Here is a 15,412-nt window from a genome sequence, read left to right as displayed (position 1 = left end):
TCATGAATCCGGAATCAGAAAAAGAAAACATTCAAAACCTGAAGACACTACTTGAGTCTGTAGGTTTTGGAAACGAGTGGCAGCAAAAATTAACTGACTTTATCCCGGCCCTGGTTTATATATACGACGCTCACAATAAAAAGCTAAGCTATATTAATAAACGAGTCACGGATCTGTTGGGATACACCTATGGAGATTTCGAGGAGTGGGACAATGATCTCATGAAAGTTATCTTCAGCGAGGATGTCGATCTTGTAAAGGCCGAAATTGAAAAATATTATCATCTCAACGGAGATGAATCGTACGAATACAACAGCAGGCTAAATCACAAAAATGGTGATTGGCGTTACTTTAAAACCCTGGGTACTGTTTTAAGAAAAAGTGAAGACGGTACTCCAGGGTCCTTTCTATTTATAGCGCAGGACATTTCGGATCAGATGAAGGTGAGTGATGATCTGAAAAAGAACATGCAGCTTGTCAGCGACTCCGAAAAGCTACTGAGATTCGGCACCTACAGTCATAACATGTTAACCAGGGAAATGATCTGGTCCGACGGGCTGTATGAGATTTTCGGATATGACAAAAACGAAGATCTTGTCATCAATGATGACTTCTATCTAAAACACATCGATACGCAGGACAGAGACATGTACCTGGCCAGGATTGATGAAGCAATTAAAAACAAATCCAACTTTCATATCATCTACCATATCACCACAAGTAGTGGTGAAAAGAAAAGTATAAGTACCAACGGCACCGTTACGTCCGATGCCCACGGCCACAAAAGAATATTTGGCATTACGCGGGATATTACGCCAGCTGAACTAACTGAAATGGAACTCCGCCAAAATATTAAAACACTTAATCAGTCCAATAAAGAGCTCGAAGAATTTGCCTATGTGGCATCGCATGACATGCAGGAACCGTTAAGGAAAATTCAAACTTTCGGAGAACGACTGCAAACCAAGTATGGAGATGTTTTGAATGATGATGGCAAAGTGTATTTAACAAGAATCATGGGTTCTGCAGAGATCATGAGAAGCCTCATCGACAACCTGCTTGAATTTTCGAGAATTACGCGACGCACACAAATATTTGAACCAACCGATCTTAACGTTACCATTAAAACAGTTTCCAACGAACTTGAACTGCTTTTTGATGACACCAATGCGAAGCTCGTAATTGACAGCGCACTCCCTTTAGTAGAGGCCATTCCGCTACAAATGAAGCAGTTGTTTTCTAATCTCATCAGCAATGCCATAAAATTCAGAAAGAAAGATGTGCCTCCGGTAATTCATATTTCATGCAGGCTGGCAGATAATGAGGAAAGAAAGAAATTCATGCTTTACAGCGACATAAACTATTATTCTATCCGCATATCAGATAATGGAATTGGTTTTGAGCAAGACTACGCCGAAAAAATATTCCAGATATTCCAGCGCCTTCATGGCAAATCAGAATATCCCGGATCTGGTATTGGTCTTGCTATTTGCAAAAAAATAATTGATCACCACCAGGGTGTAATGTATGCTGAAGGCGAGCCTCAAAAAGGAGCTACCTTTACAATTATACTTCCGTTAATACAATCCAAAACGAATGCCCCAACTGAAGAATAGACTCCTCAATGTAATGGTGGTGGAAGATGATGAAGATGATTATTTCATAATGAATGATTATCTACAATCCATTACCAGCGGCACTTTCAAAGCGCATTGGTGTTACTCATACAGCACCGCAATTGAAAGAATGCGGCAAAACGATTGTGACATCTGCTTTGTAGATTACCGTCTCGGCATTAAAACCGGATTGGATTTCATCAGTCAGTCTCTTGCAGAAGGCTCTGAAATGCCATTTATTTTATTAACTGGCAAAGGCAATCCGGAGATTGACAGACAGGCCGTGGTTATTGGCGCCACCGACTACCTGGTTAAGGGCGAACTAACGCCTGAAAAGCTGGAGCGCTGCATTCGCTATGCGCTGGAAAGAAGCACAACGCTAAAGGCATTAAAAGCAAATGAAAAAAAATACAGAAGTATTTTCGAGAAATCGAAAGATGCAATCTTCATTGGTGATCATAAAGGAAGACTGATACAAATAAATTCAGCGGGCCTTGATTTACTTCAACTTGAACCTTTGCAAATTGATCAATACCGTTTCTTTGATTTTATTATTGATCACAATGTCAAGAAAAACATTCTCGAACTCATCAATAACGAACAAGAGATAAAAGACTATGAAGTTGAATTAAAAACCGCGATGGGACAAGTAAAATACTGTCTCCTTACATTATCCAACGAAGACAGCGATAATCACACTTTATACTACCAGGGAATTCTTCACGATATTACCGAAAGAAAGCGCAACGAAAAAGCCTCGCTGAATATTGAAAAGCTTGCCGCCGCAGGCCGCCTGGTACGCACTTTGGCGCACGAAGTAAGAAATCCTTTGAACAACATCAATCTTTCACTGGAACAATTGATGGACATCGTGAAAGGAGATGAATCGCACATGTACATGGAGATCATCAATCGAAATTCCGGCCGCATTAATTCGCTGATCACAGAGCTGTTGCAATCGCTTCGCTTCTCCGACATCAAGCTAACGCCGGTTTCTTTGCAGGACGTAATACACGAAAATTTAAATGTTGCGAAAGATACCATTGCTTTAAAAAGCATTTCACTCGACTATAAAGAACCAGAAACGCCTGTGATGATAATGGGAGATAAAGAAAAATTACATCTTGCGTTTTCCAACCTTATAAACAATGCAATGGAAGCCATAGAAAAATCTCCGGGCAAATTATTTATTGCTATCGAAGATAAAGTCAAACCCAGCGTGAGCATCCAGGACAATGGCATTGGCATGTCACGTGAAGACCTCGGCCGTCTGTTCGAACCGTATTACACTACAAAGCGAAATGGAATGGGTCTCGGCATGCCTTCCACATTAAATATTCTGCAGGCCCACAATGCATTCATCGATGTAAAATCAGAACCGGGAGAAGGAACTACGTTTACTATAACATTTGAGAAAGCTTAAGAGAATGCTTCGCATTCTAAGAGAGTTTACCACTAAGCCACTTAGGACACTAAGCTTCACTAAGACATTTTCAAAAAGATACAATTGTTATATGCTTCACTTAGGGCACTTCTTAGTGCAACTTAGTGCCCTAAGTGCCTTATTGGTGAAAATAGAGTGCCTGGACATCTTCACAGCCTAATCTTTATTTTTAAACAAGCTATAGAAAATAATCCCGATCAACACGATCACACCTACTACCATAATCACACCGCTCCACACACCCGCTTTAAATATTCCTTCTATCGCACTACAGGAAATTAATGAGACGGGCAACACCGTCATAAGAAATACTATTGTAAACAACTGTTTCATACTTTCTTCACTTTATCTGATTATTTGATTAGAACTGCGCTCCAATTTCAATTATTCAATCATTCATTCATTCAGTCTTCAAAAGAGGGCTGCTGAAATAAATTTCAACAGCCCTTTAACCAGTAAACCCCTAGAACGCAAACCCTACATATATAGAGACAGCACTATTTTTGGCGTTGTTTGCAACTTCGCCAGCAAACGTACCGGACTTTCCGATCTCTTTGAGACCATAGTTATATCGTGCTCCTAGTGTAACGTTGGAAATATCAAAACCAATACCTCCTATCAAACCGTAGTCGAAACTTTGGAAGTTATCCTTGTTTAATTCGTCCACATGATTCACATTTCCTTCATTGTCGACATCCTTAACTTTCACAGATGCTAAGTATGCAGCATAACCACCTGCATGTATGTTGAAATTCTTCGCCACATTAAAAACCGCCAGCACCGGCACTTCCACATAATTCAAATTGAACCTGTACTTTCCGCTTCCCATAAGCGCGTTGTTGTAATTAAGCTGCGCACCTTTCATGCTGTACAATACCTCCGGTTGAATAGAAAAACCTGTGGTAACAGGAAGCTTAGCATACACCCCAAAGTTTGCACCCACCTTCATGTGTTCATCATCAACATCGTCTGCGTGCAAATTGGAAAGATTTATACCACCTTTAATTCCGAACTTTGGAGACAGTTTACTTTCATAATTTGTTTGTTGCTCCTGACTGAATGCTCTGATGGTTATCGCACTTAACAATGTAATTCCAATAACTTTCACAAGGATTTTTCTCCGTTTCATAGTACTTATTTTTTAGTGAATGCAGCCTCAAAGACTGCCGTAAATATTCTTTTAACTACAGTACTATTTAAAACCGGATGCCATTACAAAAAGTTAAACTCATGTAGAATTCAAACCTCACAATGTAGAATCGGCGGCCATTTCCTCAGTTATTTTAAAATCTTGTTCTACAAATTCATTTACATAAATTTCAATCAGTATTAAAATGTAGCTAATAAGCAACGGCCCGAAAACAACTCCAATAAATCCAAATAAACTCAGCCCGACAATAACTCCGAAGATGGTGATAACAGGATGTATGTCACCCATTTTTTTAAGCAAAGTGATGCGTACAAGATAATCTGCATTGCCCGTTACGAGCAAACTATACACGATCAACCATGTTGCTTGCCAGTTCATTCCAATTCCATACATATAAATAACCAACGGCCCCCAAACGACAGCTGTGCCTACAACTGGAAAAAATGCAAACACACCCGTCACAAATCCCCACAACAAATATTCATCTACACCGAATATAAAATAGCCCAACATAGCCACTGTCCCCTGCACCAGAGAAATGATAGGAATACCAATAGCATTGGCTTTTACCATTTTCTTCGTTTCCGACGCAAGCGTATTTACATTAGAAGGCTTCAACGGTATGAACCGCGAAAGTTTCCTTTCCATCGCTCTTCCGTTCACCAGCATGTGATACAAAACAAACAACATTAAAACAACATTGGTTACAACATTTGCTGTGCTGTTCAATAGCGATGGCACGTACTGACTGATGGCATTTAGTCCTTCATCTAATTTTCGTTCCGAAATAACTTGCATCTTGAAATTCGCCTGCAGATGATTGATCGCTTTTTTAAAACTCGCAATTACCTGATCGCTGTTGTGTATCAGCATATCAATCTTGGGGCTTATCAAAGTAATGGCAAGATAAATGGGCAATCCAATTACCAACGTGTAGTAAAAGATAATAAGCATAGCTGACCATCCACGCTTCCATTTGCGTTGATACACCAATTGAAAATAATTTGCCCTGCTTAAAACATAAAGCGTGATTGCGCCAAGGAAGCCGGGCACAAAGGCAATAAGTTCATGCAACACAACATAGATAAGCACCACGATAATGATGAGAATAATAATTTGCTTCAGTCGAAGATTAAAGGTTTGCATCTATTTGATCTATTTAAAAAACAAAGGAGAGTCAAACTAATGAACTCCCCTTCGGTGCTTTAATACACAATAACTATAGTAATTAATAATTAATATTTTCATCTCTCTGCTAACAAATCGCTCCCCGCATTACAACAGCGAAAAGCAAAAAAAAGCAATCCTATTAATTATTCATTATTAATTAGATAATGAGGTACGGATCAAAACTCTTTCGCTCTTTCGCTCTTACATTGTTTGATTGATCTTGATCTTTCCATGCTCTCCCTCTGAATATTGTTCTCTCGTCGCGATTGCTTTCAATATATTCAGGAATACAACTGCCTTGTTGGAAGAATTCTTCCAATAATGAGCTTCCTGGGGAGCTACTTTGACCAGGCAAAGTTTAGGATCGTCAATTCCTTTTGGAAACCATGCTTTCAACATTGGGTTCCACAATTCTTTTATTTTATCCTTGTTGATAATTACGGAAGTTGTTCCTTTAATATCGATATAAATATTTTTTGAAGGGTGAGCATAAATCAAACTCACCATATTGTCTTTTGACAACTCTTGTATAGTTTCTGAATATTCGTTTGTAAAAAACCATATGTAACCACTCTCATCAACTTTCACTGTAGACATAGGCCTACTGCTAATTTTAGAATGATCATCAACAGTTGTGAACATGCAAATACGAATATCTTCTACGAGTTCTTTTAGCTTTTGCAGGTCATTTTTTTCTTGCGCGTCCATGGTTAAAATTTAGAATAAGATTAAAAAAACTATGCCAGCGGCGAAGCCGTAATTAATAATTAATAATGAATAATTAATGGGGTGGAGCTTATCCAGAAATGTTCATGTAAACTCTCTGAACAGAGAATAATAGTTCTGCTTATAGTGCTACACCTATTAATTTTTAATTTTCTTTTCATTGATCCAAACTGAAACACTACCACCGTCACACATAAACTTTCCCCATCCATCTCCGTTGAGTTCTACTTTTTCTTTTCTTCTTCCCAGCAGGTCTACAAATGTTTCGTTCGCGTGTGTGTTGCCCATTTGCATGTCTTTAAAGCCCTCAGTACCGTTTGATAAAACAACTGCGCAACCGGATCCCGGCACTTCTTTAATTCCCTCTCTTGTCCATCCGATGCAGTTGCCGTGATTGAAATAATCGCGCTGCATTCCAAATGCAAAATCCTTTCTCGCTCTTAACAGCGTTGGTAAAATATCAACTGGTGAAATTTTTATATCGTAACCTTGTCCATCATGCCCATTGTCAGTATACTCAGCTCCGTATAAAGCCGGATGAAAAACACAGGGAGTTCCATCTACCCGCAATAAGATCAGGCTCAAGGCAAGTGGTTTGAACCAGTCTTCCACTGGTGATTCCAACGATTGCAATGGTTGCGTGTCATGATTGTCAACTATTGTAACAGCATGTGTTGGAAGTTGCTGCACCAAAGTATTATTGAAAATATTACGCAGGTCAAAATCTTTCCCTGCCTTTGACGCTACGTAAAAATTATGATGAAGTGGGGCGTCAAATAATTGCATTCGACCTTTGGTAACGTCGATATAGCGAAGCAAAGCATTCACGTCGTGAATGTTCCAGTATTCACCAATCATCGGTGTATACTCTTCTTTTAGCGAACGCATATAGTCTATCCATTCGTTAAAAAAATAGGATGCAATATGTTTAACTGCATCTAATCTGAAGCCATCTACATGCGTTTGTTCCAAATACCACTTGCCCCAGTATTTTAGTTCTTCGCGAACAGCAGCGTTGCGAAACTCAATATCCGCATACATCAGGTAATCGTAGTTGCCCAACTCACTTTCCATTACTTCTTCCCAGCCTTCGCCATATTCGTTTTGAATGCTGTACACGCCGTCTTCATTTATATCGTTTGCCCAATCCACTCCCGAAAAACATTTGTGATCCCAAATAAATTCAGAATACTTTCCATTACGTCCGGGAAATGTAAATTTTGTCCATGCTTCAATGTCAAAGTGGTCGCTAATGAATTCGTTTCTATCGTCTGGATTGACTTTCTTAACGGTAAATTTTTCCAATTCATCCGCGCCGGCCTTATGATTAAAAACGGCATCTGCAATCACGCCCATGTTGTTTTTGTGCGCCGCTTCAATTGCTTTAAGATATTGCTCTTTCGTGCCGTATTTTGTCGGGATAGTTCCTTTCTGATCAAACTCACCAAGGTCAAAAAGATCATAGGCATCATAGCCAATAGAATAACCACCATTGCATCCTTTGTAAGCAGGGGGAAACCATACGTTTGTAAAACCATGTTTTGCAAGATTGGGAGCTTCGGCAACGAAATCGTTCCAGAGTCTGCCATTGCCTGGATAATACCAGTGAAAGAACTGTATGATTACCGGGTTGAGGCTGTTAGGCATATTTTAAATAATTGAATTATTGTGTAACTGAATAATTGATGGGTTCGGAAAGGGAAAGGCTTTCAATGCTGAGGCAAGACAATTGTTTGTTTATCTGGAACCTTGCATCCTTTTTAGCCTTCCTCTGGAGACTGGTATTTGACTCTCCGGAAATACTGCCGATATATGGTTATGCATCTTCTGTGCCGCCAAAAGCACTAGCTCACGAAAAATACGGTTTAAAGAGACGATCGGCAAGCTTTTCTAAACGCGGCTTCCACCGTTACGGTTATACTACTCAAAACTCACAACTCATAACTCTTCACCAGCTTTCGACTTAGCCTGCCTCAGTCATTGGTTTTATCTCCTTTGTTTCAGTTTTAACAATGAACACAGCGGTGTCATAAGGCTTAATTCCTTGTCCCCTTGTTAGTGCATACACCTTTGTAAACTCTGCGCCGAAATACAGGATGATAGAAGAATAATATATCCACGTAAGAATAACAATGATTGATGCTGCAGCACCGTAAGTTAATCCAACCTTTGAATGCGCCATATACAGGCCGATAAGAAATTTTCCCAGTATAAATAACATCGCTGTAAACCCTGAGCCCACCATTGCATCGCGCCACGCGATCCTGGCATCCGGTAAAACTTTATAAATAATAGAAAACAATCCGGTTATTATTCCCAGGGTAAGAACAGTATTGATAAAGCCTGCGATGTAATAAGTATCATCTGAAAAGAACCTTGTTAGATAATCGCTGAAAGCATCTATCAATGTATTAATGAGCAACGACACCAACAACAGAAATCCAAGACCTACTACTAAAGAAAAAGATATCAATCTGTTAGTGAGATATCTCAGCCAGTTTTTCTTTGGTTTCGCCCTGATAGACCAAATAAAATTGATTGAATCCTGTATCTCCGTAAAAACACCTGTTGCACCGAGCACGAGTAAAATTCCGCCAATAACAACGCCGGTAGAAGTAAACTGAGAAGCCTCAATGTTCTTGATGATGTCTTGTATTTGCAAAGCTGCGGAAGAGCCCACCAGCGTTTTTATTTGCGCGTAAATCTTTCCCTTTACTGCGTCCTGGCCGAGAAATAATCCGGCAAGAGAAATCATGATCATCAACATGGGCCCCAGGGCAAACACGGTATAATAGGATAATGAAGCGCTTAATTTGATGGCGTTATCCGCACCAAAACTCTTACCCGCTGATTTTAAAATATTTATAAAGCTTTTGAATGACAGCACGTGTTTTTCCTGAAACAGTTCATAATAATGTGCCCGTTTAAAAGTGAGAAATAGAGGTAGCTTTTAAAGTAAAAATTCAACAACTTGAGGAATTTCTTCCACTTGATCCCTGCATTTATACACTGGCGCAGGTTTTACAATACTCACTGAAAGATTAATCACTAAAAAACATTGAATATTATGAGAAGCATACTCTATATCATCGCAGTTATTCTATTAGTAGGTTGGTTATTGGGCGTATTCGCTTATAGCGCAACAGGAATGATTCACGTATTGTTAGTATTGGCAGTTATCGCATTGTTGCTTGGTGTGATCAGGCGTGCTTAGAAAAATATTCTCACTCATCATACATCACCAATCACTATTTCAGAAGCATTCGTTTAACAGGGAATGCTTCTCTTTTTGCTTAATGCTCAACGCAAAAAAAAACGCCGAACGCTACACTCAATGCGGAAGCTCCGACATTAAGGTAAAGCGTTCGGCGTTTTGCATTTGGCATTAAGCCTACTAAGCGCTTACTGCTTTATTCGCATCTCTATAGCTCTTGATCAAATCATGAGATTTTTTCAAAGCTGTTTGTTGGTCCACTATTGTTTGCCTTAAAGCTGCCGGCAACTCAGCATCAGAAGACAATGCAGATTTATATGCTTTTTGCGCAGCGTCTTCGCCAAATTCGCACGCATTTAAAACAGATTGTCTGTCATTACCTGAGAAGCTTGCTTTTACGTCATCCCATGCACGATAGATCTTTCCACTCAAAGTTGTGCCGGTTGCTGGTTCGCCACCGAGTTTTACAACTTCATCTTTAAGTTGATTACTATACTTAAGACTTTCATTCGCCATGTTTCTAAAAATGGCCTTTAAGTCTACATCTATACCGGGTGTATTATCAATGGCATTTTGATATCCGGCAACGCGATCGTTGTTGATTTTGATAAGGTCATTTAATACCTCTACAGTTTCATTTTGTGACATAGTATCTGATTTTTATAGCTTAGTGTATCTAAATAATTGTACCAACATTTCCTAATAAACCCCTAAAAATGGCGCAGGTCTTTGAGGAACAAATTCTACACCGTTTTTTTTATTTCTTTAATTTTCAACAAGGCATAACATTTATTTGTTATTGACTAAACAAATAACTGTGTTATGGACAAAAGCCTTGAAATAATTAAAGATAAAATAGAGAATATAGGTAGTGCCATTATGTACAGCGTGCCTGATACTGTATTAAAACTACCTACACAAATTGTAAACACATTGTGCATTGATGAGCTGGGCCATCTGTGGTTCCTTGTCCCCAGACCGGTACAACACGTAGCATTGTTTGACAGAATTTTTCCGGTAAAACTTTCTTATTTTAAAAAAGGAATAAATACATCGTTATCAATTAACGGATTGGGAGAAATGATCCTTGATCCGGAGGTGATAAACACTGTAACCTGTATAGATGATGAGTTACGCGAAAAGGCACGTGATAAGTACATGCTGGTAAGAATAAAAATTGAAGGGGTAGAAATGTTTGAACCTACAGCCCGGAAAAATAACGTATGGGCCGCAGTGTCAAACTTTTTCATGGAAACTTTGTTTCCATTCCACAATCCTTCACGCGGAGTAGTTGAGTATAAAATTGCCGGTTAGTTCTTACAATTCCCCATTTTTTTGATCGTATCCTTCGTTCAATATCCTACCATATCCAACTCCTATCACTTTCACGGAAAAATTTTAGCAACTCAATTGATTAAAAATGGGAAAATTTACGCCAGGTCAAACGCGTAAATAGATTAAACTGAATGGTAAGTAAAGGACCGGTCGCCCTTAAAATAAAATGCAATAATATTCTGGATGGACGCAATCAATCATGCATGATGATTGAGCATTCATTTTCTATATACAGAAATGGTGATTTTCAAAACAGGAAATCGCCATTTTCATTTTACAAAATCTGCTTAATTAAATCTGCTGATTAGAAACGGTTGTTGTTGGTTCGGTGAAAGTCAATTTGAATTTCTTTTTGTCTGTCCTGTTAAGATTAAAGGACAAAAAACAAGACAGCAGCACCAAAAAGCAGATGACGTGGTTGAGTAGTTGTAGTAACATTTTTCAAAATGGTTGATGAGTTAAAATAAGGGGTAGGCTTTCCGTGTTCGCAGGACTAAATGGATTCTAAAAAGAGAATAAGAACATTTCATTTACGTTACAGATAGCTTCTTATTCATCTGCTTTAAAGTTGCAAAAAATAAAGATAACTTCATACTGTGTGGGTAACTTTTCCAAAATGTTAATTTTGAATCTAATCAATTGACATACAACGTCCTCAAATATGCGCTTTCCAAAAGTTGACTAAAATCAACGTAATTCTACTCAGTTTCGGATTCATGGATGTCGAATATTGCACACGAAATTGCCGAAAGAGGCTTTCCTTCATGAAATAACAGCGAATACAATATATTTGCACATTGACAAGTACCTACCAATAACGCTGACCGGACCATTCAAATTCGGTTAGTATTTTATCACAAAAAATTTACTGGTTTCTTGAAGTAAGTAGGAAGTATTAGGCCATCAGGTAATAATGATATAGCAAGGCAAATATACCCAGCTTGTTTGAGAAATACATATTTTTTAAATAATCATTGGTTATAATGAAACATCACTTCGCAAGCAATCTGCGGTACTTAAGAAAACGCAAAGGCGTTACCCAAACTGAAATCGCCATCCTGGTCGAAAAAGCCCATACAACAATTGGTAATTGGGAAAAAAGGATAGCACAGCCGAGCATTGAAGAACTCGTAATAATTGCCGACTTTTTTCAGATCACTCTCGATCATTTAATTCTGGATGACCTCGCCCTCTCGAGTTATAATCTTGAACACAACCATGCTGTAAAAGAAGAACAGGAAGCATATCTGGCAAACACGGCTAAACTAATTGACAGCCTTCAATTGAATGTGGACACACTGAAACAGTTGATAGATGTTAAAGACAAACAGATAGCCGAACTAACAACGGAGAATACGTTTTTGAAGCAGGGATTGGAGGAGAAGTGAGGCAATGACTGAATAACTGAGTAACTGAATAACTGAAGGTTAAATTATTGAGTAACCGAATAATTAATGAAAGCGTGACTTTCATGTTCAGTTATTCAGTTACTCGGTTATTCAGTTATTTTATTTCAGTTCTTCTTTCAAAAACTTCCCCGTGTGGCTTTCTTTTACTTTTACAAGATCCTCAGGTAATCCTTCAAATAATATCTTACCACCGCCATCACCGCCTTCGGGACCAAGATCTATGATGTGGTCTGCTACCTTTATGACATCGAGGTTATGCTCGATGATCAGCACTGTATTGCCACGATCAACCAGCTTGTTTAATACATCCAGCAAATGTTGAATATCCTGGAAATGGAGGCCCGTTGTGGGCTCATCAAGAATATAAAAAGTTTTGCCTGTGTCCTTCTTTGAAAGCTCTGTCGCAAGCTTTACACGCTGCGCCTCACCACCGCTCAGCGTTACGGCACTTTGCCCCAGCGTAACATATCCCAAACCTACTTCCTGCAGCACTTTTATTTTGCGATAGAGGTAGGGAACGTTTTGGAAAAACTCAACGGCTTCATCCACAGTCATGTCAAGTACATCACTGATGGATTTTCCTTTATAACGAATCTCAAGCGTTTCCCTGTTATAGCGTTTACCGTTACATTTTTCGCAATGCACATAAACATCGGGTAGAAAATTCATTTCGATCACACGCATACCACCGCCTTCACACATATCACAACGTCCACCTTTTACGTTAAACGAAAATCGCCCCGCATTATAGCCCCGAATTTTCGCTTCCGGCACCGCAGCAAACAAAGTTCTTATCTCCGTAAAAAATCCGCAATAAGTGGCCGGATTGCTTCGTGGCGTTCTGCCAATCGGCGACTGATCAATTTCAATTACTTTGTCAATGTTCTCCAACCCTTTTATGGAATCATATTCCAAAGGATACATTTTAGAATCGTAACAATATTTGGAAAGGATCGGATACAACGTTTCGTTGATCAGTGTTGATTTACCACCACCACTTACACCTGTTACAAGAATTAGTTTTCCCAAAGGAAATGTTGCACTCACGTTCTTCAAGTTGTTTCCCTTCGCCCCTTTCAACACCATTGACTTACCGTTCCCTTTTCTTCTTTCTTTGGGAACAGCAATTCCTTTTTTACCATTCAGATATTTGGAGGTTTCGCTCTGGCTCTTCAACACTTCATCCGGTGTACCCTGTGCCACTATGCTTCCGCCATGTTTGCCCGCTTTCGGACCTATGTCGACGAGATAGTCTGAGGCCATCATAATATCCTTATCATGCTCCACAACCAACACACTATTGCCTATATCGCGAAGATTTTTCAACGCATCAATCAGTCTGTGGTTATCACGTTGATGCAAACCAATGCTAGGCTCATCAAGTATGTATGTGATGCCCTGCAATTGCGATCCTATTTGCGTAGCAAGGCGAATACGCTGCGACTCGCCGCCACTCAATGTTTTGGATGATCTGTTGATGGTAAGATAAGTAAGACCCACATCCAGCAAAAATTGCAAACGTTCACGGATCTCTTTTAAAATATCTTTCGCAATCGTGTTTTGCTTTGATGATAATCTTTTTTCAATGCCGGTAAACCAAACCATTAATTTATCAAGATTCAGTTCGCTTATCTCGGCTATATTTTTTTCATCTACTTTAAACCAAAGACTTTCCTTGCGCAGTCTTGCACCTTTACAGGACGGACATGTTTTCAGGTCCATGAATTTTTCCGCCCAATCGCGTATTGCATCTGAGTTACTTGCCGCAAACCATCTTTTCAATTGCGGTACAATGCCTTCAAACTCTTCTGTATAAACGTTTCCTTCGCCGGAAACATTTTCAAAATCCATTACCATTTCATCTTCGCCCTCTTCGTTTCCATAAAGCAACAAGTTCAACGATCTTTGTGGAATATCTTTCACCGGTTTCTTAAGATCGATCTTATACCGCCTTGCCATTTGCTGCACCTGCTTAAATACAAATGCTTCACGTTCTTCGCCAAGGGGAGCAATAGCACCATCGCTTATGCTAATGGTATTGTCTGGTATTATTTTGTCCATGCTCACCTGGTACACTGTTCCCAAACCTTTACAAACGGGACACGCACCATATGGAGAGTTAAAGGAAAATGAATTGGGAGATGGCTCTTCGTAACTGATGCCGGTATCTTCACACATCAATTGTTTCGAGTAAGAGGCTTCTTTAGCAGTGCCTTTTGTGGCTTCGCTGAGATCAAGGAACATAAGCCCCTTGCCAAGGTTCAAAGCCTGCTGTACACTTTGGCTTATACGTATACGAAACTCCTCTTCCACTTTCAACCTGTCGATCACTAACTCTATATCGTGAATTTTGTAACGGTCCACCTGCATTTTAGGAACAAGATCTTTTATCTCTCCATCCACGCGTACTTTTACAAATCCTTTTTTGCGAAGGTCCTCAAACAACTCCCGATAATGTCCCTTACGGCCACGCACAACCGGAGCAAGGATGCTTATTTTTTGACGAAGAAATTTTTTGAAAATATTTTCTACTATTTCTTCTTCACTAAACTTCGTCATTTTCTTTCCTGTGTTGTAGCTATAGGCCTCACCTACTCTTGCGTACAACAAACGTAGAAAGTCATAAACCTCGGTAATAGTACCAACAGTAGATCGTGGATTTTTATTGGTCGTTTTCTGTTCGATAGAAATTACCGGAGAAAGCCCCGTGATTTTATCGACTTCAGGTCTTTCCATATTTCCAATAAACTGCCTGGCGTACGCACTGAAACTTTCCATGTACCGACGCTGACCTTCATTATAAATAGTATCAAAAGCAAGGGAAGATTTTCCGCTGCCGCTCACTCCCGTAAATACTACCAGTTTATTTTTTGGAATGGAGATATCTATGTTTTTCAGATTGTGCTCTTTCGCACCAAAAACTTCTATTGCACCGTCTTCACTTACAAACCCGTTATTGTTCTTTGCCATACCTTGTTTCCTTATAAGAATAGAACAGTAAATTTAAGATAAAGTAGCGACATGATAAAACGCTTATCCGGCGTGATTTACACGAATTTCCTACCGTCTTACAAGACTATTGGGCTAAAATTTCCATGTAGGTAATAACGATATCTTTTGCGGCCATTTTGTAAGCGCTTGCAAAACGCTGCAACCATTGTCTTCGTTAATGTTTTCATAACACACGCTTCTCGGCCTAACCCTGCATAACATACAGCAAATCAATGAAAGCCACAGTATCATTGAGTTTCGACAAAAAAGCATTTCCTAAAAAAATGGAGTTATCCACATTTTTATAGAATTGGCACAGTTTTTCTATACTACTAGTCAGAAAACAAATTGATAATA

The 15,412-nt window shown here is 39.3% G+C and carries 13 protein-coding genes; 5 read left to right on the top strand and 8 right to left on the bottom strand.

What is annotated here, in order from left to right; genetic code table 11:
* Positions 1 to 2: 2 nt before the first annotated feature.
* Positions 3 to 1,616 carry a PAS domain-containing sensor histidine kinase gene (locus KTO63_RS22705; RefSeq protein ID WP_217794250.1) on the top strand — a complete coding sequence of 538 codons (1,614 nt, stop codon included), beginning with the start codon at positions 3 to 5 and terminating at the stop codon, positions 1,614 to 1,616.
* Complete coding sequence (locus tag KTO63_RS22700; protein ID WP_217794249.1) at positions 1,597 to 3,039, top strand: ATP-binding response regulator; 1,443 nt, start codon at positions 1,597 to 1,599, stop codon at positions 3,037 to 3,039. Before KTO63_RS22705 ends, KTO63_RS22700 begins: the two co-directional genes overlap by 20 nt.
* Positions 3,040 to 3,216: 177 nt before the next feature.
* Here KTO63_RS22700 and KTO63_RS22695 read toward each other — a convergent pair whose 3' ends face one another.
* The 6 genes from KTO63_RS22695 to KTO63_RS22670 form a co-directional block, all read right to left on the bottom strand.
* On the bottom strand, positions 3,217 to 3,393 hold the full coding sequence (locus KTO63_RS22695; protein ID WP_217794248.1) for a hypothetical protein: 177 nt from the start codon (positions 3,391 to 3,393) through the stop codon (positions 3,217 to 3,219).
* A gap of 130 nt (positions 3,394 to 3,523) precedes the next feature.
* Positions 3,524 to 4,189, bottom strand: a complete 666-nt coding sequence (locus KTO63_RS22690; RefSeq protein ID WP_217794247.1) for a porin family protein — start codon at positions 4,187 to 4,189, stop codon at positions 3,524 to 3,526.
* Positions 4,190 to 4,306: 117 nt separating this feature from the next.
* On the bottom strand, positions 4,307 to 5,356 hold the full coding sequence (locus tag KTO63_RS22685; RefSeq protein ID WP_217794246.1) for an AI-2E family transporter: 1,050 nt from the start codon (positions 5,354 to 5,356) through the stop codon (positions 4,307 to 4,309).
* Positions 5,357 to 5,581: 225 nt separating this feature from the next.
* The gene (locus KTO63_RS22680; protein WP_217794245.1) at positions 5,582 to 6,088 is read right to left on the bottom strand and encodes a pyridoxamine 5'-phosphate oxidase family protein; all 507 of its coding nucleotides are present in this window, start codon (positions 6,086 to 6,088) and stop codon (positions 5,582 to 5,584) included.
* 156 nt (positions 6,089 to 6,244) lie between these two features.
* On the bottom strand, positions 6,245 to 7,753 hold the full coding sequence (gene amyA, locus KTO63_RS22675) for an alpha-amylase (protein ID WP_217794244.1): 1,509 nt from the start codon (positions 7,751 to 7,753) through the stop codon (positions 6,245 to 6,247).
* Between the two features lie 316 nt (positions 7,754 to 8,069).
* A complete protein-coding gene (locus KTO63_RS22670; RefSeq protein ID WP_217794243.1) occupies positions 8,070 to 8,993 on the bottom strand; it encodes a YihY/virulence factor BrkB family protein in 924 nt (307 codons plus the stop codon).
* A gap of 180 nt (positions 8,994 to 9,173) precedes the next feature.
* Between KTO63_RS22670 and KTO63_RS22665 the strand changes: the two genes are divergently transcribed.
* On the top strand, positions 9,174 to 9,320 hold the full coding sequence (locus KTO63_RS22665; protein ID WP_217794242.1) for a lmo0937 family membrane protein: 147 nt from the start codon (positions 9,174 to 9,176) through the stop codon (positions 9,318 to 9,320).
* A 180-nt stretch (positions 9,321 to 9,500) separates the two neighbouring features.
* Here the strand turns inward: KTO63_RS22665 and KTO63_RS22660 are convergent, their stop codons facing one another.
* A complete protein-coding gene (locus tag KTO63_RS22660; protein ID WP_217794241.1) occupies positions 9,501 to 9,968 on the bottom strand; it encodes a ferritin-like domain-containing protein in 468 nt (155 codons plus the stop codon).
* A gap of 174 nt (positions 9,969 to 10,142) precedes the next feature.
* Here KTO63_RS22660 and KTO63_RS22655 point away from each other — a divergent pair, with 174 nt between their 5' ends.
* Both KTO63_RS22655 and KTO63_RS22650 read left to right on the top strand, forming a co-directional pair.
* Entirely contained in the window at positions 10,143 to 10,634 is a 492-nt protein-coding gene (locus tag KTO63_RS22655; RefSeq protein ID WP_217794240.1) for a hypothetical protein, read from the top strand.
* A 1,004-nt stretch (positions 10,635 to 11,638) separates the two neighbouring features.
* Positions 11,639 to 12,043 (top strand): helix-turn-helix transcriptional regulator, encoded by a 405-nt coding sequence (locus KTO63_RS22650; RefSeq protein WP_217794239.1) that lies wholly within the window; start codon positions 11,639 to 11,641, stop codon positions 12,041 to 12,043.
* Positions 12,044 to 12,163: 120 nt separating this feature from the next.
* Here KTO63_RS22650 and uvrA read toward each other — a convergent pair whose 3' ends face one another.
* Positions 12,164 to 15,034 carry an excinuclease ABC subunit UvrA gene (gene uvrA, locus KTO63_RS22645; protein WP_217794238.1) on the bottom strand — a complete coding sequence of 957 codons (2,871 nt, stop codon included), beginning with the start codon at positions 15,032 to 15,034 and terminating at the stop codon, positions 12,164 to 12,166.
* Positions 15,035 to 15,412 lie beyond the last annotated feature (378 nt).

The organism is Pinibacter aurantiacus (assembly GCF_019130065.1).
Lineage (GTDB): Bacteria > Bacteroidota > Bacteroidia > Chitinophagales > Chitinophagaceae > Pinibacter > Pinibacter aurantiacus.
This window is presented reverse-complemented; position numbering and strand designations above follow the sequence as displayed.